We start from the raw sequence: 18,683 nt of genomic DNA on the forward strand, positions 1-18,683 counted from the left end.
GAGCGCGCCGTGCAGGGCGGCGGCCTGGGCGTGCGGCAGCCCGTCGATCCGGTCGCGTACCGGCCACAGCAACTGCAGGAGGCCGGCGAACGCGATGTCGCGCTCGGCCTCGAAGCCGGTGACCCGCAGCACCCGCATGTCGCCGTGCGTCTCCGGCGTGGCGTGCGTCACCTCCCTCGCGGCCCATTCGAGCAGCGCCGACTTGCCGATGCCCGCCTCGCCGCGCAGCACCGCCGCGCCGCTGCGCCGGTGGTGGCGCGCCTCGGTGATCAGCTGGGAGAGCCGCGCCAGCTCGATGTCACGCCCGTGAAGCACGGCATCCAAATTACGGGCCCGAATACCGAAACCCTACGGATTCGGTCCGTATCCGGCCGTCCATACCTTCATGACCGGCCAGTACGACTGAGACATCGAACGTGAGGAAGCCATGAACGAGCTGTTCGAGCCGGTGAGAATCGGGAAGCTGGAGCTGCGGAACCGCCTGGTGATGTCGCCGATGACCCGCAGCCGCGCCGTGGACGCGGGCCGGGTGAACGAGCTGACCGTGGAGTACTACACGCAGCGCGCCGAGGCCGGGCTGATCATCACCGAGGGCATCCAGCCGAACGTGATCGGCCAGGGCTACATCTGGACCCCGGGACTGCACGACGCGGGCCAGCTGGAGGCGTGGCGCGCGGTGACCGGGGCCGTGCACGCCGAGGGCGGCCGGATCTTCGCCCAGATCATGCACGGCGGCCGGGTCGGGCACCCGTACCTCTATCCCGATGACGCGCTGCCGGTCGGGCCGTCGCCGATCCCCTCGGGCGAGAAGCTGTTCACCCCGGACGGCATGCTCGACCACCCGACGCCGCGGGAGCTGACGATCGAGGACGTCGCTCGGACGGTCGAGGACTTCGCGGCCGCGGCGCGCAACGCGATCGAGGCCGGGTTCGACGGGGTGGAGCTGCACGGCGCCAACGGCTACCTGATCCAGCAGTTCCTCGCCGACGGGAGCAACCGGCGCACCGACGCCTACGGCGGCTCGATCCCGAACCGGATCCGCTTCGCGGCCGAGGTCGTGCGGGCGGTCGCCGACGCGGTCGGTCCCGAGCGCGTCGGCCTGCGCGTCTCGCCGGGCGGTACGGCCAACGGCGTCAGCGAGAGCGACTCCGAGGAGCTCTACCGCGCCCTGCTGCGCGAGCTGGCTCCGCTGGGCATCGCGTACCTGCACGTCATGGAGCTGGGGGACCGCGCCCTCACGCGGACGCTGCGCGCCGAGTGGCCGGGCGCGCTGATCCTCAACCCGCACCCGACGCCGGAGGCGCTGTCCTCCCCGGCCCGGCCCGAGGACGGCGTGGAGGCTCTCCGCGAGGGCGTCGCCGACGCGGTCGCGTTCGCCCAGCTCTGGCTCGCCAACCCGGACCTGCCCGCGCGCATCAGGGCCGGCGGGCCCTACAACGAGGCCGACCGGGCGACCTTCTACGGCGGCGACCACCGCGGCTACACCGACTACCCGACGCTGGAGGGCGGCACCCGGGGGTAGGTCAGGAGCCGAAACGATCAGTCGGGTGAAGTCCATGACCGTCCCTTGCTCCTGCGGCTACCTGCGGAAGGGACGACTGGGTAGAGTCCAGACATAATTTCGGAATCCGATTCGGTCGGCCGGAGGCCTCATGGACGCCCAGGACTTCGCGGACGTGCTCGACGCGGTCCGTTCCTTCGTGCGCGAGAGGGTGGTCCCGCGCGAGGAGGAGATCGAGGAGACCGACCGGATCCCGGCCGACCTGCGCCGGGCCTCCGCCGACATGGGCCTGTTCGGCTACGCGCTCCCGGAGGCGTACGGGGGTCTGGGCCTGTCGATGAGCGAGGAGGTGCGCCTCGCGTTCGAACTCGGCTACGCGAGCCCGGCCTTCCGGTCGATGTTCGGCACCAGCAACGGCATCGCCGGGCAAGTGATCGTCAAGGCCGGGACCGACGAGCAGCGGGAACGGTGGCTTCCGCGGCTCGCCGCCGGTACGGCCATCGGCGCGTTCGCGCTGACCGAGGCCGAGGCCGGCTCCGACCCGAGCACGCTGACCACGACGGCCCGGAAAGACGGCGATCACTACGTGATCGACGGCAGCAAGCGCTTCATCACGAACGCGCCCGAGGCCGACGTGTTCATGGTGTTCGCCCGCACCGGCGGTGAGGGCGGCCACGGCATCTCGACCTTCATCGTCGAGGCGGGCGCGGAGGGCCTCACCGTGGGGAGGCCGGACCAGAAGATGGGACAGCGCGGCGCCCACACCGCCGAGGTGTTCTTCGACGGCGTACGCGTCCCGGCATCGGCGATGGTCGGCGAGGAGGGCACCGGGTTCCGTACGGCGATGACCTCGCTGTCCCACGGTCGCCTGCACATCGCCGCCGTCTGCGTCGGCCTGAGCAGGCGGCTCCTCGACGAGACCGTCGCGTACGCCAGGGAGCGGAGGCAGGGCGGGCAGAGGATCGCCGACCACCAGCTCATCCAGGGCCTGCTCGCCGACTCACAGACCGAGCTGTACGCGGGCCGCGCGATGGTCCTGCAGGCCGCCAAGGCGTACGACTCGGGCGAGGACCGCCGGATGGGGCCCTCGTGCGCGAAGTACTTCTGCTCGGAGATGGCCGGGCGGATCGCCGACCGTGCCGTGCAGGTGTTCGGCGGGATGGGCTACATGCGCGGCGTGGCCGTCGAGCGTCTCTACCGCGACGTCCGTCTCTTCCGCATCTACGAGGGCACCAGCCAGATCCAGCAGATCGTCATCGCCCGCGCCCTGGTCCGCTGAATCCCGGCTTATCGATTTCGTGTCGTCGACGCGGACCGTGTATGGTTACGGAGCGCGGAAGGCCGCACGCCCCCTTAGCTCAGTCGGCAGAGCGTCTCCATGGTAAGGAGAAGGTCTACGGTTCGATTCCGTAAGGGGGCTCCACCAGCCGATATTCACTCCAAGAGCGTGATGTCGGCTGTTCCGGGTGCGGGTGTGGAATCCTGTATTCTGTCCCCGATCCTCCCGGATTTGTTCGTGGCGGAGTAGCTCAGTCAGGCAGAGCAAGCGGCTCATAATCGCTGTGTCGCCGGTTCAAGTCCGGCCTCCGCTACTACCTCACCGATCGCCCGCACACGTGAGCGGTCCGGTGAGGGTTGTCAGGTCACTGTCCCTTGGAAGGAAGGCACTCCCTCGTGGCTGCCACCGACGTACGGCCAAAGATCACGCTGGCCTGCCAGGAGTGCAAGCACCGCAACTACATCACGCGGAAGAACCGGCGTAACGACCCGGACCGCATGGAGCTGAAGAAGTACTGCCCGAACTGCCGTAAGCACCAGGCGCACCGCGAGACTCGCTGAGCCGCGCCGCCTTCGGGCGTCACCGAACCTCATCCGGCCCGTCCCGGCGATCTGCCGGGGCGGGCTGAACCACGTTCTGTTACGGTCGCCCCACCGGCACCGGCGGCGGTGCGCACCCGGCGCGAAGGGATGGACTGCATGGCGCTGAACCGCGACTTCATCGGGCGGGCTTTCCCGCCGTCGGAGCCGTACGAGGTCTCCCGCGTGAAGATCAGGGAGTTCGCCGACGCGATCGGCGATCCGAACCCGATCTACCGTGACCGCGACGCCGCCAAGGCCGTGGGCCACGCCGATGTGATCGCGCCGCCGACCTTCCCGATCGTCATCACCCTCGGCAGCGACGCGCTGCTCGACCCCGAGCTGGGCCTGAACTTCGCGATGGTGGTCCACGGCGAGCAGCGCTTCGAGTACCAGCGTCCGCTGCGGGCCGGCGACGTGGTGGTGACCGAGTCGACGATCTCCGGCATCCGCTCGATCGGCCGCAACGAGCGCCTCGACGTCCAGACCGTCGTCACGACGGTCGAGGGCGAGTACATCTGCACGTCGCACAACGTCCTGATCGAGCGGGGGGCCTGACGCATGACCGCCACCGTGAAGTACGACGACGTCGAGGTCGGCCAGGAGATCCCGGAGCGCACCTACCCGGTCAAGCGCCTCGACCTGGTCAGGTACGCCGGGGCGTCCGGCGACTTCAACCCCATTCACTGGAACGAGAACTTCGCCAGGTCCGTCGGCCTGCCCGACGTCATCGCGCACGGGATGTTCACCATGGCCGAGGGCGGCCGGTTCGTCACCGACTGGGCCGGCGACCCGGGCGCGGTGATCGATTACGGCGTCCGGTTCTCCTCGATGGTCATCGTCCCCGACGACGAGGGCGCCGAGATCGTGATCTCCGGCAAGATCGAGGAGAAGCGCGAGGACAACACCGTCGTGGTCGCGCTGACCGCCCGCTCGGCCGGTGAGAAGGTCCTCACCCGCGCCAAAGCAACGGTGCGCCTGGCCTGATGGCCGTTCTCTGCGAGCGGGTGAACCTCTCCGGCTACACGACGCTGCGGCTCGGCGGCCCGGCGCGACGCTTCGTCGAGGCCACGACCGATGACGAGCTGATCGGTGCCGTACGCGACGCCGACGAGGCGGGCGAGGCCCTCCTCGTCCTCGGCGGCGGCAGCAACCTCGTCGTGGCCGACGAGGGCTTCCCCGGCACGGTCGTCCACGTCGCCACCCGCGGAGTGACGATCACCCCGTCCGCGCGCGGCGTGCTGGTCCGCGCGCAGGCGGGTGAGGAGTGGGAGCCGTTCGTCGCCCGCTGCGTGGACGAGGGGCTCGCCGGGGTGGAGTGCCTGTCCGGCATCCCGGGCCGCCTCGGCGCCACGCCCATCCAGAACGTCGGCGCGTACGGCCAGGACGTCAGCGAGACGATCGTCTCCGTCCGCGCGTACGACCGCGAGCGCGGTGAGGTCGTCACCCTCGACCGGGAGGCCTGCGCGTTCGGCTATCGCACCAGCGCCTTCAAGCGCTCCCGCCGTCACGTCGTGCTGGAGGTGACGTTCGCGCTGGAGCCGGCGGACGCGTCCACGCCGATCCGCTACGCCGAACTGGCCCGCCGCCTGGACGTGTCCGCCGGCGACCGCGTGCCGCTCAAGGACGCACGCGAGGCCGTGCTGGCGCTGCGGCGCGGCAAGGGCATGGTCCTGGACGCCACCGACCCCGACACGCGCAGCGCCGGGTCGTTCTTCACCAACCCGATCCTCGACTCCGAGCAGGTGGCCGAGTTGGAGCGGCGGGTCGCCGAGCGGCTCGGCCCGGACGTGGCGTTCCCGCTCTACCCGGAGGCCGACGGACGCGTGAAGACCTCGGCCGCCTGGCTCATCGACAAGGCCGGTTTCGCCAAGGGACACGCCCGCGGCCCGGTGCGCATCTCGACCAAGCACACCCTGGCCCTGACAAACCCGGACGGCGCCCGTACGGCGGACCTGCTGGCCCTCGCCCGCGAGGTCCGCGACGGGGTGCACGCGGTGTTCGGCGTGACCCTGGTCAACGAACCGGTCTTCGTCGGCGTACGCCTCTGACCGAGTTCGTTGAACTCTCAAGTATTCGCCCGGAAACGGGAATCGCGCCGGTGAGCACGGCGTTCCAGCGGGTATGCCGATCCGGGGTTTGAACCACGCCGTCCTGTACGTACGCGACGCGCGGCGCAGCGCGGCGTTCTACCGCGATGTCCTGGGCTTCCGGGAGATCGTGAGCCTGCCGAACGCCGTGTTCCTGCGGGCGCCCGACTCCGACAACGACCACGACCTGGGCCTGTTCGGCGTCGGTGACGCCGCGGCGTCACCGCCCGCCGGCCGCTCGGCCGTCGGCCTGTACCACCTGGCCTGGGAGGTCCCGACCCTCGCCGACCTGCGGGAGCACCGCGACCGCCTCGCCGAGGCGGGCGCCCTGGTGGGAGCCAGCGACCACGGGTCGACCAAGGCGCTGTACGCCAAGGACCCGGACGGCCTGGAGTTCGAGGTCTCCTGGCTGGTGCCGCACGAGCTGCTCGGCGACGACACGGAGATGCGCACGCTGCCCCTCGACCTGGACGCCGAGATCGAGCACTACGGCCCCGACCGCCAGGGCGCACTCAGCCGAGTGCCGGGAAAATCCCGTGCGTGACCTCACCGCCCCGGACGCCGCCTCTTCGGGGTGAGGCCCGAGCTCAGCTTCTCCGGGGTGGGATCCACGCGCCGCCTCTCAGGATGGAACTCCGCCGCCTCTCAGGATGGAACCCCGCCGCCTCTCAGGGTGGAGCCCACCCGCCCGGGGGACCATCCCAATCTCATCGTCCCGCGATTCGGCTCGGGGGGACAAGAGCTTCGGTGGCCTGTGGATGACCGGGCGGCCGGAGGTGACCGGGGCGCGCGTTCCGCGGGGCCGCCTCGTCAGCTCGGCCCCGGGGGCGTGCGCAGCCACATGTCCACGTCGTCCAGCAGGCGTTTCTGCAGTTCGGGCGGTGCGGCGGAGCCTCGGATCGAGTAGCGGGCCAGCTCGGCCAGCTCCGAGTCCGTGAAGCCGTGCACCTCCCGCGCCAGCTCGTACTGCCGCGTCAGCCGTGAACCGAACAGCAGCGGGTCGTCCGCGCCCAGGGCGATCGGCACCCCCGCCTCGAAGATCTCTCGTACCGGGACTTCCGACGGCGTCGCGAAGACCCCCAGGCCGACGTTGGACGACGGACAGACCTCCAGTGTCACGCCGCGCGCCGCCAGCGTCTCCAGCAGCCTCGGATCGTCGGCCGAGCGGACCCCGTGTCCGATCCGGTCGGCTCCCAGGGCGTCCAGGCACGCTCGTACGCTCGACGGACCCAGCAGCTCCCCGCCGTGCGGCGCCGCCAGCAGCCCGCCCCGCTTGGCGATGCGGAACGCCGCGTCGAAGTCGTAGGCCCGGCCGCGCCGCTCGTCGTTGGACAGTCCGAACCCGACGACGCCGTGCCCGGCGTACTGGACCGCGAGGCGCGCCAGCGTCCGCGCGTCGAGGGGATGCCGCGTACGGTTCGCCGCGATGATCACTCCGATGCCCACGCCGGTGGCCGAGGAGGCCTCGCGCACGGCGTCCAGGACCAGTTCGGTGAAGGCCGTGAGCCCGTCGAACCGCGCGGCGTACCCGCTCGGATCCACCTGGATCTCCAGCCAGCCCGAGCCCTCCGAGGCCTCGTCCTCGGCCGTCTCGCGCACCAGCCGGCGCACGTCCTCCTCGTCCTGGAGCACCGAACGGGCGATGTCATAGAGCCGCTGGAACCGGAACCAGCCGCGTTCGTCCGTCGCGTGCAGGCGGGGAGGCCACTCCTCCACCAGGGCGTCGGGCAGGTGCACGTTGTGCCGGCGGGCGAGCTCCACGAGCGTGGTGTGCCGCATCGAGCCGGTGAAGTGCACATGCAGGTGGGTCTTTGACAGCGCGGCGATCGGACGGGCCTCCATGCGGAGATATAACCGCATGGCCCACCCCGCGCATGCCACCTCCCCCGAGAACCGCCCGTCCGGGCCATGCCGAGACCGCGGCGGGACCGCCCGGAAAAAAGTTTTTGAGAGGCGTGCAACCCCCCATGGGACTCACGCGTATATGAGGGGCGCGAGAGCAACACAGGCTGAACCAACACAGGCTGAAAGGGCATGACTCCATGAAGACGCTCAAGGTAGCTCTGCTGGTGACCACGACGGCCGGCGCCATCGCCGCGGGCGGTGTCACATACGCGACCGTCGGAAACAGCAGCCCCGCCCCGAGCGCCCCGGCGGCCGCCAAGGACGTGGCCAAGCACGCCCCCGAGGCGAAGCTGCCCTCCGCCCCGGCCGTGCCTTCGGTCCCCACCTGCGTGCCGAACCTGCCGAAGGGCAGCAAGGCCCTCGCCGCCGCCAGGGCGAAGGTGGAGCAGCAGATCGAGGCTCTGGTCGCCAAGGCGCCCACGACCCCGGTGACCCTGCCCGCGTTGCCGGGCAAGGCGCCGAAGGTGCTCCCGGCCGAGGAGCTCGCCAAGCTGCCGGTGAGCAAGCTGCCCACCTGCCACGCTGCCGGCGAGCAGAAGGCCAAGACCGCGACCCCGCCGAAGGTGCCGGCCGCCCCGTCGCTGCCGGAGGCCGTCTCCTGCGACAAGGTCCCCGCGGTGATCAAGAACGAGCAGGCCAAGGCCAAGCAGTTCACGCTGCCGAACGGCGCGAAGTTCGGCGTCGTCCACGAGCACAGCATCACCATCCAGAGCCGCGCGGCGTGCGTCTGGACCCAGCAGCTCGTCGGCTCCCTGCCCGGCACCATCACGGTGGAGCGCATCCAGACTCCGCCGCAGGTCACCCTGGCCGAGCTGGCGCAGGAGCTGAAGATGCCCGGTCAGTTCGTCTCGGTGAGTGGCGGAAACGCGTGGCAGACGCCGACCCACGAGGGCATGCTGTGGCTTGACGACAGCGGTTACGCGGTCCGGCTCACCGGCACCAACCCGGCGACGGCCGCGCTGCTGCCGGGCATCGCCTCCCAGCTTCACACGCAGTGAGCACGGCGCGGGTGGCCCCGGCGCGGCGGGCCACCCGCGACCGGTCGGCATTCGATGTGGCGTTCACCGGACGGAGCACATTGGCGCGTCGAGATGACGAGTCATTCGTCAAGTTCGTGGCGGAGCGGGGTACCGCATTGCTCCGCACAGCGAGTCTGCTGTGCGGCGCGCGGTCCGATGCGGAGGACATCCTGCAGACGGCGCTGGAAAAGGCCTACCGGCACTGGAACAAGATCAGTACCGACGCCGATCCGGAGCCGTACGTCCGCCGCATCCTCGTGAATCTGACGGTGAGCCGGGCGAGACGATGGCGGGTTCTGCGTGAGGTGCACATGCCGAGCCCGCCGGAGGTCCCCTCGGCGTCGGAGACGTCCACGGTCGAGCTCCGGGGCGTCCTCATCGACGAGTTGCGCCGCCTCGGTCCGCGTCAGCGAGCGGTGCTCGTCCTCCGCTACTGGGAGGACATGTCGGAGGCCGACACGGCCAAGATGCTCGGATGCTCGGTCGGCACGGTCAAGAGTCAGGCCGCGCGGGGGCTCGCGCGGTTGCGTGAGCGGATGGGCTCATCCGTCAACACGGCAGTATCAAGGGGGTGAACCATGGATCTGGAAAATGAGCTACGGCAGGCCATGGCGGACCATGTCACGGATGTCTCCGCGCCGGGGACGCTCGCTACGGACGCCAAGCGCCGCCATCACCGGACGGTACGACGCCGCGCGGCGTTCGCCGTCGGTGCCGCCGGGGTGATCGTGGCGGCCGGGATGATCCCGGCGTACCACACGATCCGCCCACAGACCGTCGGTGCGGACGGTCCGGCCGGACGGAAGAACGGACAGCAGACGGCCCGCACGCCGTCCGCGTCGCCGACGCCCTCGGTGGATGCCCGTTCGAGCTCTCCTGGTGCCGGATCGAAGGGTTCACCCTCGGCGGAGAGGCCCAAGCGCCCGGCCGCTGACCAGGGGCCTGACCTGGGCGCGGTCAAGGCGTTGCTCGGCTACCTTCCCCGCGGCCTCACCGCCAAGCCGTGCACGACCGAGCACACGGGGACGAAGGAGACCAAGACCTGCCGCTGGAGCGGTTCCACCGGCTGGATCGAGGTGCGCCTCGTCCACGACGGCGGGCTCAAGACGCCGTCCGACCTCGGGCTGGCGCCGCCGCTGGCCAAGGCGTTCCGCGTGCACGGCCATCCGGGCCTGCGCTCGGACGGTCCGGCGGTGCCCAGCCAGATCATGTGGATCGAACGGCACGGCCTGGGAGTCTGGGTCGGTGTCAGTCCGTCGCTCGGCGGCAGCATCACGCGTATCGCCGACAGTGTGAACGTCACCTGAGGGGCGCCGGGACGCGCCGCCCTCCACCCCTTGCGCCCCGGCACCCGCGAAAGAGGCCGCCCCGTCATCGGATGACGGGGCGGCCTCTTCTCGCGTACGCCTCAGGGGCTCACGAAAACGTGTCCTCTCGTTTCGCTCAGTGGGCCTCGGCGAGCAGCTTGCCCATGCGGCCCACGCCCTCGGCGAGGTCCTCGTCGCTCAGGGCGTAGGACAGGCGGAAGTAGCCGGGCGTGCCGAACGCCTCACCCGGCACCACGGCGACCTCGGCCTCCTCCAGGATCAACGCCGCCAGCTCCACGGACGTCTGCGGGCGCTTGCCGCGGATCTCCTTGCCCAGCAGTTGCTTGACCGACGGGTAGGCGTAGAAGGCGCCCTGCGGCTCGGGGCACACGACGCCGGAGATGTCGTTGAGCATCCGGACGATGGTCTGCCGGCGCCGGTCGAACGCCTCGCGCATCCGCGCGACGGCCGTGAGGTCGCCGCTCACCGCCGCGAGCGCCGCGGCCTGGGAGACGTTCGCGACATTGGACGTCGCGTGCGACTGGAGGTTCGTGGCGGCCTTCACGACGTCCTTGGGGCCGATCATCCAGCCGACGCGCCAGCCGGTCATGGCGTACGTCTTGGCGACGCCGTTGAGGATCAGCGTGCGGTCGGCCAGCTCGGGCACCACCACGGGCATCGAGGAGAACTCGGCGTCGCCGTACACGAGGTGCTCGTAGATCTCGTCCGTGACCACCCACAGGCCGTGCTCGGCCGCCCAGCGGCCGATCTCGGCGACCTGCTCGCGGCTGTAGACCGCGCCGGTCGGGTTGGACGGGGAGACGAACAGCAGCACCTTGGTCCGGTCCGTACGGGCCGCCTCCAGCTGCTCCACGGTCACGAGGTAGCCGGTGGTCTCGTCGGCGACCACGTCGACCGGTACGCCGCCGGCCAGCTTGATCGACTCGGGGTACGTCGTCCAGTACGGGGTCGGGACCAGCACCTCATCGCCCGGGTCGAGCAGCGCGGCGAACGCCTCGTACACCGCCTGCTTGCCGCCGTTGGTGATGAGCACCTGGGACGCGTCGGCCTCGAAGCCGGAGTCACGCCTGGTCTTCTCCGCGACCGCGGCCTTGAGCTCGGGCAGCCCGCCCGCGGGCGTGTACTTGTGGAAACGGGGCGTACGGCACGCCTCGACCGCGGCCTCGACAATGTAGTCGGGTGTCGGGAAGTCCGGCTCGCCGGCGCCGAATCCGATGACCGGGCGGCCCGCGGCCTTCAGCGCCTTCGCCTTGGCGTCAACGGCGAGTGTCGCGGATTCGGAGATCGCGGCGATCCGGGCGGAGATTCGAGTGCTCATAGGCACCATCGTCGCAGACGGCGTGCGAAGATCTCAGCCGGATATCGGCGGTGGCCGGAGCCGAGCCGGGCGCGCTACGGCGTTTGGTTCGACGCGGAGGTGGTTTGACACGTAGACTGCAGCACTTAGTGACGTCGCTCAGGGGTCTGACGCGCCCTGAGGCGGTGCCACTGCGAAGGGCAGTAGCTCAATTGGCCAGAGTCCCGGTCTCCAAAACCGGTGGTTGGGGGTTCGAGTCCCTCCTGCCCTGCGGATTGCGGTTCGCGGCTAACCTGAAGTACGCGGACGTAGTGATGCGCACGCCCACAGCGGAGTTTGCGACACGACCGACGAGGGGATGCGTCGACATCGATGGCGACTGACACGCGCGGCGACGCCGCGACCAAGGACAAGGAGAAGAAGCCGCGCCGGAAGCGGACTTCTCCCCTGCTGTTCTACCGCCAGGTGGTCGCCGAGCTTCGCAAGGTCATCTGGCCGACGCGCAACGAGCTTGTCACGTACACGGCCGTTTCGCTGATCTTTGTGGTCATTGTGCTGGCGATCGTGTTCGGTCTCGACAACCTGTTCTCGTGGCTGACCCTGAAGGCGTTCGGCTGACTCGGCTGATCACGCATCGCATCCGGCAAGACATTACGTAACGAGAGAAAGAGTGATCGTGTCCGAGTCCCCTGAGCTCCACGACGAGGCCGTCACGGAGGCCGAGTCCGTGGAGACGGCGGCTACGACCGAGGCTGAAGACGTCGCCGCGGAGTCCGCCGAGACGCCGGAGGGCGCCTCGGCCGAGGACGCCGCCGCCGAGACGCCGGCGGACGAGTCTCCCGAGGAGCCGTCCGACCCGGTCGGCGACTTCATGACGCAGCTGCGGCGCCTGCCGGGCGAGTGGTACGTCGTTCACTCGTACGCGGGGTATGAAAACCGCGTCAAGACCAACATCGAGCAGCGCACCCAGTCGCTCAACATGGAGGACTTCATCTTCCAGGTCGAGGTGCCGCAGCACGAGGTCACCGAGGTCAAGGGCGGCAAGCGCCAGAAGGTCAGCGAGAAGGTCCTGCCGGGCTACATCCTGGTTCGCATGGACCTCACCGACGAGTCCTGGGCCGCCGTACGCAACACGCCCGGCGTGACGGGCTTCGTAGGACTTTCCAACACTCCGTCGCCGTTGCACCTCAGTGAGGTCGCCACACTGCTGGCGCCCGAGCCGGAGGAGCAGGTCAAGGCCAAGGAGACCGCCAAGACCACGGCCACCGTCGACTTCGAGGTCGGCGAGTCCGTCACCGTCATGGACGGCCCCTTCGCCACGCTGCCCGCGACGGTCAACGAGATCAACGCCGAGGCGCAGAAGCTCAAGGTGCTGGTCTCGATCTTCGGTCGGGAGACCCCGGTCGAGCTGTCGTTCAACCAGGTCTCCAAGATCTGACCACTCCTCGTCGGCGAGGGGTCCCGCGAGAGCGGGGTCCTCGCCTGCCGAGGAGATAAGGGCCCCAACGCGGCGGTCGACGTTCCAGCCGCCGTGTTGCCCGCGAGTGCGGGAGTCGGGGCCGAAGCCACACAGGAACGCTAGGGGTGAGGCATGCCTCCCAGGAAGAAACTCGCCGCGATCGTCAAGGTCCAGCTGCAGGCCGGTCAGGCGACCCCCGCGCCGCCCGTCGGTACCGCGCTCGGTCCGCACGGCGTCAACATCATGGACTTCTGCAAGCAGTACAACGCTGCCACGGAGTCCCAGCGCGGCAACGTCATCCCCGTAGAGATCAGCATCTACGAGGACCGCTCGTTCACCTTCGTCACCAAGACGCCGCCGGCCGCCCAGCTCATCAAGAAGGCCGCCGGGGTCGACAAGGGCAGCGGCGAGCCGCACAAGACCAAGGTCGGCAGCATCTCCCGCGACCAGCTCCGGGAGATCGCCCAGACCAAGATGCCCGACCTGAACGCCGGCTCGATCGAGCAGGCCGAGAAGATCGTCGCCGGCACCGCCCGTTCCATGGGCATCAACGTCGCCGACTGACCTACCCCCGTGGGAGGGCTCGCGCGGCCCACACCACGCACTCCAGCAAGGAGACGCACATGAAGCGCAGCAAGGCCTACCGCGAGGCCGACTCCAAGATCGACAAGTCCGCTCTGTACAGCCCGGCCGAGGCCGTCAAGCTGGCCAAGCAGACCTCGCCCACCAAGTTCGACGCGACCGTCGAGGTCGGGTTCCGGCTCGGCGTCGACCCGCGTAAGGCCGACCAGATGGTCCGCGGCACGGTCAACCTGCCGCACGGCACCGGCAAGACGGCGCGCGTGCTGGTCATCGCCGGTGGCGCGAAGGCGGACGAGGCCCGTGAGGCCGGCGCCGACTACGTCGGCACGGACGACATGATCGAGCGGATCCAGGGCGGTTTCCTGGACTTCGACGCGGTCGTCGCGACCCCGGACATGATGGGCAAGGTCGGCCGGCTGGGCCGCGTGCTCGGCCCGCGCGGTCTCATGCCGAACCCCAAGACCGGCACCGTCACCACCGACGTGGCCAAGGCGGTCTCCGAGATCAAGGGCGGCAAGATCGAGTTCCGGGTCGACCGGCACGGCAACCTCCACTTCATCATCGGCAAGGCCTCCTTCGACGAGCGTCAGCTCGTGGAGAACTACGCCGCGGCGCTCGAGGAGATCCTGCGGCTCAAGCCGTCGGCCGCCAAGGGGCGCTACATCAAGAAGGGCACCCTGAGCACCACGATGGGACCGGGCATCCCGCTCGACCCGAGCCAGACCCGCAACCTCACCGCGGAGTTCGAGGGCGCGGCGAGCTGACCTCGCCGTTCTGCTCGTCAAGGGGCGTCTCCCGCCGGGGAGGCGCCCCTTTTCGCGTCCGGGATCGCCGCTGCCCCGGAATTGGCATTGGGGCACCCGGCCGTACGACCTGGGGAGCATGCGGGGATAAACCATTTGGTCCCTGTGGGGGATGTCCTACGGATCGTTGGGGACAAGACTCGTAATCGGCCGGAGACAGAACGGTTCGCGGACCGAGATCCGCGTCCGGTAGCCATACGCGAGACGCAGGAGGAATCAATGGTTCGTCGATACGCCGTGGGGACGGCGGCGGGAGCCGCGCTCATCGTCTCCCTGACCGCGTGCCAGGGGAGCGGCGACGACAAGCAGAGCGCCCAGGTCCCGGCGGCGCAGGCCATCGCCCTGGCGTCGCAGAAGACGGCCACGGTCGACTCGTACAAGGTCGCGGTCACGGCCGCTGGCACCGGTGGCGAGGCGGCCGCCAAGATGCACGGCACCATCCAGATCCGCCTCAAGCCGCAGCTCCAGGCCGTCGGCACGCTCGACTCGGCCACCGTGAAGGGCCAGTCGCTGCCGGGCGGCGAACGCGCCATCCTCCTCGGGGATGACTTCTACGCCAAGGTCCCGCAGCAGCTGTCGCAGTTCACCGGTGGCAAGCCGTGGGTGAAGTTCTCCATCTCCCAGGCGAGCAAGCAGGCAGGGGTCAACCTCGACAGCATCATCAAGCGGGCCAACCCGGCCGAGCAGACGAAGATCTTCACCGGGTCCAAGGACGCCCGCCGGGTCGGCACCCAGAGCATCGACGGCGTGCAGACCACGCACTACACGGGCACGGTCACCCCGGAGCAGGTCGGCCGGCTCGACGCGGGGGCGCAGCAGGCGTTCAAGCAGTTCTACCAGCGGTCCGGCGCGAACAAGGTGACGTTCGACCTGTGGGTGGGCAAGGACAGCCTGCCCCGCAAGCTCGTCACCAAGGTCACGGCCGACAAGGGCACCGGGTCCTCGACCATGATCTTCAGCGACTACAACAAGTCGTTCTCGGTCAGCGCGCCCCCGGCGGGCGAGGTGACCGACGGCAACCAGCTCAAGAACGCTCTGGGCTCCCAGATGCACTAATAGCAGGGCTGACCAGCCGATTCGTCTTCTAAACGGAATGTCCCGTGACTTAAGTCACGGGACATTTTGTTTGAAGGGGCCTTGCTCAGGTATTGAACCGACACGTTGCGAGGCGGGCCGAAAGGGCAAAAAGGCTCCGCCTTCAACGGAAGGGTCGGCCGTCAACCTGGAAGGAACTCGAGATGACAGCAAGGGCCAGTCGATACGTGGCAGGCGCCGCCGCCGGGCTGGCGCTGACGGTGTCCCTCACGGGCTGCCGTGCGGACGGGGGTAAGAGCGACGCGTCGGGGAGCGACAAGCCTGCGAACGGTGTGCACCTCACGGCGGCGCAGGAGGCCCTCGGGAAGGCCTCGGACAGGACGGCGGACCTGAAGTCGTTCCGTGCGACCCTGTCGACCTCCAGCGTCGTGAACGGGAGGCAGACCGACCTCAAGGGTGACCTGGCGTTCCGGCTGAAGCCGGACCCGGGGATGAAGCTCGACGTGCCCGCGATCAAGACTCCGGGCAAGACCACCGCGGGGTTCCAGGAGGTCTTCAGCGGCGACACGATCTACCTCAAGGTCCCCGCCCTGGCCAAGCAGGCCGGCAAGCCGTGGGTGAGCTTCTCGACCACCGAGTTGAGCAAGGCGACCGGCGTCGACGTCAAGGGCCTGGAGAGCCAGGGCCGCCAGGCCGACCCGGCGCTGAACGCCAAGATGCTCACCGCGTCCAAGGACGTGCGCAAGGTCGGTACGGAGACGGTCGGCGGTGTCTCCACAACGCGCTACCAGGGCACGTTCGCGCTCAGCGACGCGCTGTCCAAGCTCGGCAGCGAGCAGCGCGCCGAGGCCCAGAAGATCTTCAACCAGGCCGGTCTCGACAAGCTGAACTTCAACCTGTGGATCGACGGGAAGCAGCTGCCGCGCAAGATCACGCTGGCCACACCGCCCGGCGCGAAGCTGAAGCTCGACACGGCCATGAACTACGTCGACTTCAACAAGCCCGTCTCGATCAAGACTCCGGCCAAGAGCCAGGTCGCGGACGGCCTCAAGCTCAAGGACGGCGGCGCCAACGCTCCCGGCTGACACTCGCCTGTGAGGGCCACGCGGCCGCCCGGACACGCTCCGGGCGGCCGCGCGGCCACCGCCCGGTTCGCCCGCGCGCCCGGAATCGATTTGGAGTACCGGTTCGGGGCGCGTACTCTCTTGTCTGCCGAAGACCGCCGGTCGTCACCCGCATGGGTGGCCGAAGGTCCCGCACAGCGGGTGGCCAGCGCAGGTGATGACGAGAGCCTTCGAACGCGACGTCCGTCGCGGTCGGCCCCGTGCGCCTGCGCCGGGGCCTTTCCTGTTCCTGGGCCTTCCTTGCCGGCGTACATCTGGAAGGAGGGCCATGGCGAGAGCGGACAAGACGGCAGCCGTCGCCGAGCTCAAATCTGCATTCGAGAGCTCGAGTGGCGCCGTGCTGACCGAATACCGCGGGCTCACCGTGGCGCAGCTCAGCGAGCTGCGCCGGTCCCTCGGAGACAACGCACGGTTCGCCGTGGTGAAGAACACGCTGACCAAGATCGCGGCGCGCGAGGCCGGGGTCGCCGAGGAGCTGGAGCAGCTGCTTCAGGGGCCGTCGGCGATCGCGTTCGTGCGCGGTGACGTGGTCGAGGCCGCCAAGGGCCTGCGTGACTTCTCCAAGGCCAACCCGGACCTGGTGATCAAGGGTGGTGTCGTCGACGGCAAGCCGATGACGCCCGACGAGATCACCAAGCTCGCCTCCCTCGAGTCGCGCGAGGTTCTGCTCGCGAAGCTCGCGGGCGCGATGAAGGCGTCGATGGGCAATGCCGCCGCCGTCTTCAACGCCCTGCCGGTCAAGGCCGCCCAGCTGGCCGACGCCCTGCGGGTCAAGCGCGAGAGCGAGGGCGAGGCGCCGGCCGAGGCGCCCGCCGCAGCGTCCGACGAGGGTTGATCCCGCGGTCGTAGAGACCTTTTGAGTACGTGGCCCGGGCAGCGACCGGGCCGACAGGACAGGAGACATCATGGCGAAGCTCAGCACCGACGAGCTGCTCGACGCGTTCAAGGAGATGACGCTTCTCGAGCTGTCGGAGTTCGTGAAGCAGTTCGAGGACACCTTCGACGTCCAGGCCGCCGCCCCCGTCGCGGTCGCCGCCCCCGGTGACGCCGATCCGGGCGCCCCGGCCGAGGCCGCGGAGGAGAAGGTCGAGTTCGACGTCGTCCTCGAGGCCGCCGGTGACAAGAAGATCCAGGTCATCAAGGAGGTTCGCGCCCTCACGAGCCTGGGCCTGAAGGAGGCCAAGGACCTGGTCGACGGCGCGCCGAAGCCCCTGCTCGAGAAGGTCAACAAGGAGGCGGCGGAAAAGGCCAAGGAGGCCCTGGAGAAGGCCGGCGCCACCGTGACGGTCAAGTAGTCGTCTGCTTCACCGCTCTTCGGGGCGGCCACCCGGTTTCGGGTGGCCGCCCTTTCTCTTGCCCCGGGGTCCGTGCCGGGTGCGCGGGTCCTCGCGTTGAGACACCCTTCACAAGTGCCTTGTTGGACCGCTAGTCTCATAAGGATCGAGTAACGATCTGCTTACAAGGCCTTCGCCATGACACCGGTATCGGCCATGCCCCCTTCCAATGGTGAAAGGGACGACTACGGTAGTTGCACGCTTTACACGGAACCGGACGCCACCTTGCGCTGGCGCTACGTCATACGGCACCGTGACTCAGCGGTAACTCGCTCGTTGGACCGGATACCCCCCCCGGCCGGACGAAAGGTGACGAGTGGGCGTCGAAATCAGAGTCGATGGTCTGACCAAGTCCTTCGGGCGTCAGGTCATCTGGGAGGACGTGACGCTGACCCTGCCCGCCGGAGAGATCTCGGTGATGCTCGGGCCCTCCGGTACGGGTAAGTCGGTCTTCCTCAAGACGCTCGTCGGGCTGCTCAAGCCCGACCGCGGTCACTGCTGGATCGGCGACCGCGACATGCCCCACCTTCGCGAGCACGACCTGTACGAGACGCGCAAGCTGTTCGGCGTCCTGTTCCAGGACGGCGCGCTATTCGGCTCGATGAACCTCTACGACAACATCGCCTTCCCCCTGCGCGAGCACACCAACAAGAGCGAGTCGGCGGTCAAGAAGATCGTCATGGAGAAGATGGAGATGGTCGGCCTGCTCGGGGCCGAACGCAAGCTCCCCGGCGAGATCTCCGGCGGTATGCGCAAGCGCGCCGGGCTGGCCCGCGCCCTCGTGCTCGAACCCGAGATCATCCTCTGCGACGAGCCCGACTCCGGTCTCGACCCGGTCCGCACGGCCTACCTCAACCAGCTCATCGTCGACCTCAACGCCGAGACCAACGCGACGTTCCTCATCGTGACCCACGACATCAACACCGCCCGGACCGTTCCCGACAACATCGGCCTGCTGTTCCGGCGCGAGCTGGTGATGTTCGGGCCGCGCGAGATGCTGCTGTCGAGCGAAGAGCCGGTCGTCCGGCAGTTCCTCAACGCCCGCAAGGTCGGTCCCATCGGCATGTCCGAGGAGAAGGACGTCTCCGAGCTGGAGGCCGAGGCCCGCATGGGGCACGACCCCGGCGGCCTGCCGCCCATCCCGCCTCAGCTGATGCCGGCCGACGGCCGCCTGCGCGGGGCCCAGCGCGCGCCCGGAGAGTGGCTGCGCGCCCACGGCGTCACCCCGCCGTCCGGCTCGTTCGTCGACGACCAGGGCCGCGACTGGCTGGAGGAGTGGCCGCGGTACGTCGCCGAGCGCACACCCGTGGCGGGGACCGGCGCCGGAGGTGGCCGCCCATGACCGAGCG

Annotated in this window: 22 protein-coding genes and 3 tRNA genes; 22 read left to right on the forward strand and 3 right to left on the reverse strand. The window is 69.3% G+C overall.

The window, feature by feature from the left end:
- Window positions 1-315: AAA family ATPase (locus ACFFNX_RS08370; protein WP_378197738.1), on the reverse strand; the 315-nt coding region annotated here is incomplete at its 3' end.
- A gap of 112 nt (window positions 316-427) precedes the next feature.
- On the opposite strand from ACFFNX_RS08370, the gene ACFFNX_RS08375 reads away from it, so the two are divergent.
- From ACFFNX_RS08375 to ACFFNX_RS08415, 9 genes are all read left to right on the forward strand, one after another.
- Window positions 428-1,522, forward strand: coding sequence for an alkene reductase (locus ACFFNX_RS08375; protein WP_378197740.1), 1,095 nt, complete (start codon window positions 428-430; stop codon window positions 1,520-1,522).
- Window positions 1,523-1,652: 130 nt separating this feature from the next.
- Window positions 1,653-2,780, forward strand: a complete 1,128-nt coding sequence (locus tag ACFFNX_RS08380; RefSeq protein ID WP_378197742.1) for an acyl-CoA dehydrogenase family protein — start codon at window positions 1,653-1,655, stop codon at window positions 2,778-2,780.
- Window positions 2,781-2,848: 68 nt separating this feature from the next.
- Window positions 2,849-2,924 (forward strand) — tRNA-Thr (locus ACFFNX_RS08385).
- Between the two features lie 95 nt (window positions 2,925-3,019).
- Window positions 3,020-3,093, forward strand: a tRNA-Met gene (locus tag ACFFNX_RS08390).
- 82 nt (window positions 3,094-3,175) lie between these two features.
- A complete protein-coding gene (gene rpmG, locus ACFFNX_RS08395; RefSeq protein ID WP_285582773.1) occupies window positions 3,176-3,340 on the forward strand; it encodes a 50S ribosomal protein L33 in 165 nt (54 codons plus the stop codon).
- 138 nt (window positions 3,341-3,478) lie between these two features.
- Window positions 3,479-3,916 (forward strand): MaoC family dehydratase N-terminal domain-containing protein, encoded by a 438-nt coding sequence (locus ACFFNX_RS08400; RefSeq protein WP_378197745.1) that lies wholly within the window; start codon window positions 3,479-3,481, stop codon window positions 3,914-3,916.
- A 3-nt stretch (window positions 3,917-3,919) separates the two neighbouring features.
- Window positions 3,920-4,345, forward strand: a complete 426-nt coding sequence (locus tag ACFFNX_RS08405) for a MaoC/PaaZ C-terminal domain-containing protein (protein WP_378197747.1) — start codon at window positions 3,920-3,922, stop codon at window positions 4,343-4,345.
- Complete coding sequence (locus tag ACFFNX_RS08410; RefSeq protein WP_378197826.1) at window positions 4,342-5,409, forward strand: UDP-N-acetylmuramate dehydrogenase; 1,068 nt, start codon at window positions 4,342-4,344, stop codon at window positions 5,407-5,409. Before ACFFNX_RS08405 ends, ACFFNX_RS08410 begins: the two co-directional genes overlap by 4 nt.
- Before the next feature lie 88 nt (window positions 5,410-5,497).
- Window positions 5,498-5,992: a VOC family protein gene (locus ACFFNX_RS08415; RefSeq protein WP_378197749.1), complete on the forward strand. Its 495-nt coding sequence runs from the start codon at window positions 5,498-5,500 to the stop codon at window positions 5,990-5,992.
- A gap of 266 nt (window positions 5,993-6,258) precedes the next feature.
- On the opposite strand, the gene ACFFNX_RS08420 is transcribed toward ACFFNX_RS08415, so the two are convergent.
- Window positions 6,259-7,290, reverse strand: coding sequence for an adenosine deaminase (locus tag ACFFNX_RS08420; protein ID WP_378197751.1), 1,032 nt, complete (start codon window positions 7,288-7,290; stop codon window positions 6,259-6,261).
- A 200-nt stretch (window positions 7,291-7,490) separates the two neighbouring features.
- Between ACFFNX_RS08420 and ACFFNX_RS08425 the strand changes: the two genes are divergently transcribed.
- Genes ACFFNX_RS08425 through ACFFNX_RS08435 form a run of 3 tightly spaced genes read left to right on the forward strand, consistent with a single transcriptional unit; the run spans window position 7,491 to window position 9,679 of the window.
- Window positions 7,491-8,351, forward strand: coding sequence for a hypothetical protein (locus ACFFNX_RS08425; RefSeq protein ID WP_378197753.1), 861 nt, complete (start codon window positions 7,491-7,493; stop codon window positions 8,349-8,351).
- 56 nt (window positions 8,352-8,407) lie between these two features.
- Window positions 8,408-8,947 (forward strand): SigE family RNA polymerase sigma factor, encoded by a 540-nt coding sequence (locus tag ACFFNX_RS08430; protein ID WP_378197828.1) that lies wholly within the window; start codon window positions 8,408-8,410, stop codon window positions 8,945-8,947.
- Window positions 8,948-8,950: 3 nt separating this feature from the next.
- Window positions 8,951-9,679, forward strand: a complete 729-nt coding sequence (locus ACFFNX_RS08435) for a hypothetical protein (RefSeq protein WP_378197755.1) — start codon at window positions 8,951-8,953, stop codon at window positions 9,677-9,679.
- A gap of 136 nt (window positions 9,680-9,815) precedes the next feature.
- Here the strand turns inward: ACFFNX_RS08435 and ACFFNX_RS08440 are convergent, their stop codons facing one another.
- Entirely contained in the window at window positions 9,816-11,018 is a 1,203-nt protein-coding gene (locus ACFFNX_RS08440; RefSeq protein ID WP_378197757.1) for a pyridoxal phosphate-dependent aminotransferase, read from the reverse strand.
- A 176-nt stretch (window positions 11,019-11,194) separates the two neighbouring features.
- On the opposite strand from ACFFNX_RS08440, the gene ACFFNX_RS08445 reads away from it, so the two are divergent.
- The 10 genes from ACFFNX_RS08445 to ACFFNX_RS08490 all read left to right on the forward strand — a co-directional run bounded on the left by ACFFNX_RS08445 (window position 11,195) and on the right by ACFFNX_RS08490 (window position 18,676).
- Window positions 11,195-11,268 (forward strand) — tRNA-Trp (locus ACFFNX_RS08445).
- A 101-nt stretch (window positions 11,269-11,369) separates the two neighbouring features.
- Complete coding sequence (gene secE / locus ACFFNX_RS08450; protein ID WP_378197759.1) at window positions 11,370-11,615, forward strand: preprotein translocase subunit SecE; 246 nt, start codon at window positions 11,370-11,372, stop codon at window positions 11,613-11,615.
- Window positions 11,616-11,673: 58 nt separating this feature from the next.
- Window positions 11,674-12,435 (forward strand): transcription termination/antitermination protein NusG, encoded by a 762-nt coding sequence (gene nusG / locus ACFFNX_RS08455; RefSeq protein ID WP_378197762.1) that lies wholly within the window; start codon window positions 11,674-11,676, stop codon window positions 12,433-12,435.
- A gap of 153 nt (window positions 12,436-12,588) precedes the next feature.
- On the forward strand, window positions 12,589-13,020 hold the full coding sequence (gene rplK / locus ACFFNX_RS08460) for a 50S ribosomal protein L11 (protein WP_378197764.1): 432 nt from the start codon (window positions 12,589-12,591) through the stop codon (window positions 13,018-13,020).
- Window positions 13,021-13,079: 59 nt separating this feature from the next.
- Entirely contained in the window at window positions 13,080-13,802 is a 723-nt protein-coding gene (gene rplA, locus ACFFNX_RS08465; protein ID WP_378197766.1) for a 50S ribosomal protein L1, read from the forward strand.
- 258 nt (window positions 13,803-14,060) lie between these two features.
- Window positions 14,061-14,897, forward strand: a complete 837-nt coding sequence (locus ACFFNX_RS08470; protein WP_378197768.1) for an SCO4651 family lipoprotein — start codon at window positions 14,061-14,063, stop codon at window positions 14,895-14,897.
- 182 nt (window positions 14,898-15,079) lie between these two features.
- Window positions 15,080-15,961: an SCO4651 family lipoprotein gene (locus ACFFNX_RS08475; protein WP_378197771.1), complete on the forward strand. Its 882-nt coding sequence runs from the start codon at window positions 15,080-15,082 to the stop codon at window positions 15,959-15,961.
- Between the two features lie 307 nt (window positions 15,962-16,268).
- The gene (gene rplJ / locus ACFFNX_RS08480) at window positions 16,269-16,835 is read left to right on the forward strand and encodes a 50S ribosomal protein L10 (RefSeq protein WP_378197773.1); all 567 of its coding nucleotides are present in this window, start codon (window positions 16,269-16,271) and stop codon (window positions 16,833-16,835) included.
- Between the two features lie 70 nt (window positions 16,836-16,905).
- Complete coding sequence (rplL, locus tag ACFFNX_RS08485) at window positions 16,906-17,295, forward strand: 50S ribosomal protein L7/L12 (RefSeq protein ID WP_378197775.1); 390 nt, start codon at window positions 16,906-16,908, stop codon at window positions 17,293-17,295.
- A gap of 355 nt (window positions 17,296-17,650) precedes the next feature.
- Window positions 17,651-18,676 (forward strand): ABC transporter ATP-binding protein, encoded by a 1,026-nt coding sequence (locus tag ACFFNX_RS08490; protein WP_378197777.1) that lies wholly within the window; start codon window positions 17,651-17,653, stop codon window positions 18,674-18,676.
- The last annotated feature ends 7 nt before the right edge of the window (window positions 18,677-18,683 follow it).

Origin of the sequence: Actinoallomurus acaciae, from assembly GCF_042429965.1 — a bacterium.
GTDB lineage: Bacteria > Actinomycetota > Actinomycetes > Streptosporangiales > Streptosporangiaceae > Actinoallomurus > Actinoallomurus acaciae.

Excerpts from the sequence above, each read along its gene's own strand:
- ACFFNX_RS08420 (WP_378197751.1), bottom strand. The coding sequence starts at position 7,290 with ATGGAGGCCCGTCCGATCGCCGCGCTGTCAAAGACCCACCTGCATGTG.
- rplJ (WP_378197773.1), top strand. The coding sequence starts at position 16,269 with ATGGCGAGAGCGGACAAGACGGCAGCCGTCGCCGAGCTCAAATCTGCA.
- ACFFNX_RS08435 (WP_378197755.1), top strand. The coding sequence starts at position 8,951 with ATGGATCTGGAAAATGAGCTACGGCAGGCCATGGCGGACCATGTCACG.
- ACFFNX_RS08375 (WP_378197740.1), top strand. The coding sequence starts at position 428 with ATGAACGAGCTGTTCGAGCCGGTGAGAATCGGGAAGCTGGAGCTGCGG.
- rplL (WP_378197775.1), top strand. The coding sequence starts at position 16,906 with ATGGCGAAGCTCAGCACCGACGAGCTGCTCGACGCGTTCAAGGAGATG.
- ACFFNX_RS08400 (WP_378197745.1), top strand. The coding sequence starts at position 3,479 with ATGGCGCTGAACCGCGACTTCATCGGGCGGGCTTTCCCGCCGTCGGAG.
- ACFFNX_RS08440 (WP_378197757.1), bottom strand. The coding sequence starts at position 11,018 with ATGAGCACTCGAATCTCCGCCCGGATCGCCGCGATCTCCGAATCCGCG.
- rplA (WP_378197766.1), top strand. The coding sequence starts at position 13,080 with ATGAAGCGCAGCAAGGCCTACCGCGAGGCCGACTCCAAGATCGACAAG.
- ACFFNX_RS08425 (WP_378197753.1), top strand. The coding sequence starts at position 7,491 with ATGAAGACGCTCAAGGTAGCTCTGCTGGTGACCACGACGGCCGGCGCC.
- ACFFNX_RS08475 (WP_378197771.1), top strand. The coding sequence starts at position 15,080 with ATGACAGCAAGGGCCAGTCGATACGTGGCAGGCGCCGCCGCCGGGCTG.
- ACFFNX_RS08470 (WP_378197768.1), top strand. The coding sequence starts at position 14,061 with ATGGTTCGTCGATACGCCGTGGGGACGGCGGCGGGAGCCGCGCTCATC.
- rplK (WP_378197764.1), top strand. The coding sequence starts at position 12,589 with ATGCCTCCCAGGAAGAAACTCGCCGCGATCGTCAAGGTCCAGCTGCAG.
- ACFFNX_RS08380 (WP_378197742.1), top strand. The coding sequence starts at position 1,653 with ATGGACGCCCAGGACTTCGCGGACGTGCTCGACGCGGTCCGTTCCTTC.
- ACFFNX_RS08405 (WP_378197747.1), top strand. The coding sequence starts at position 3,920 with ATGACCGCCACCGTGAAGTACGACGACGTCGAGGTCGGCCAGGAGATC.
- secE (WP_378197759.1), top strand. The coding sequence starts at position 11,370 with ATGGCGACTGACACGCGCGGCGACGCCGCGACCAAGGACAAGGAGAAG.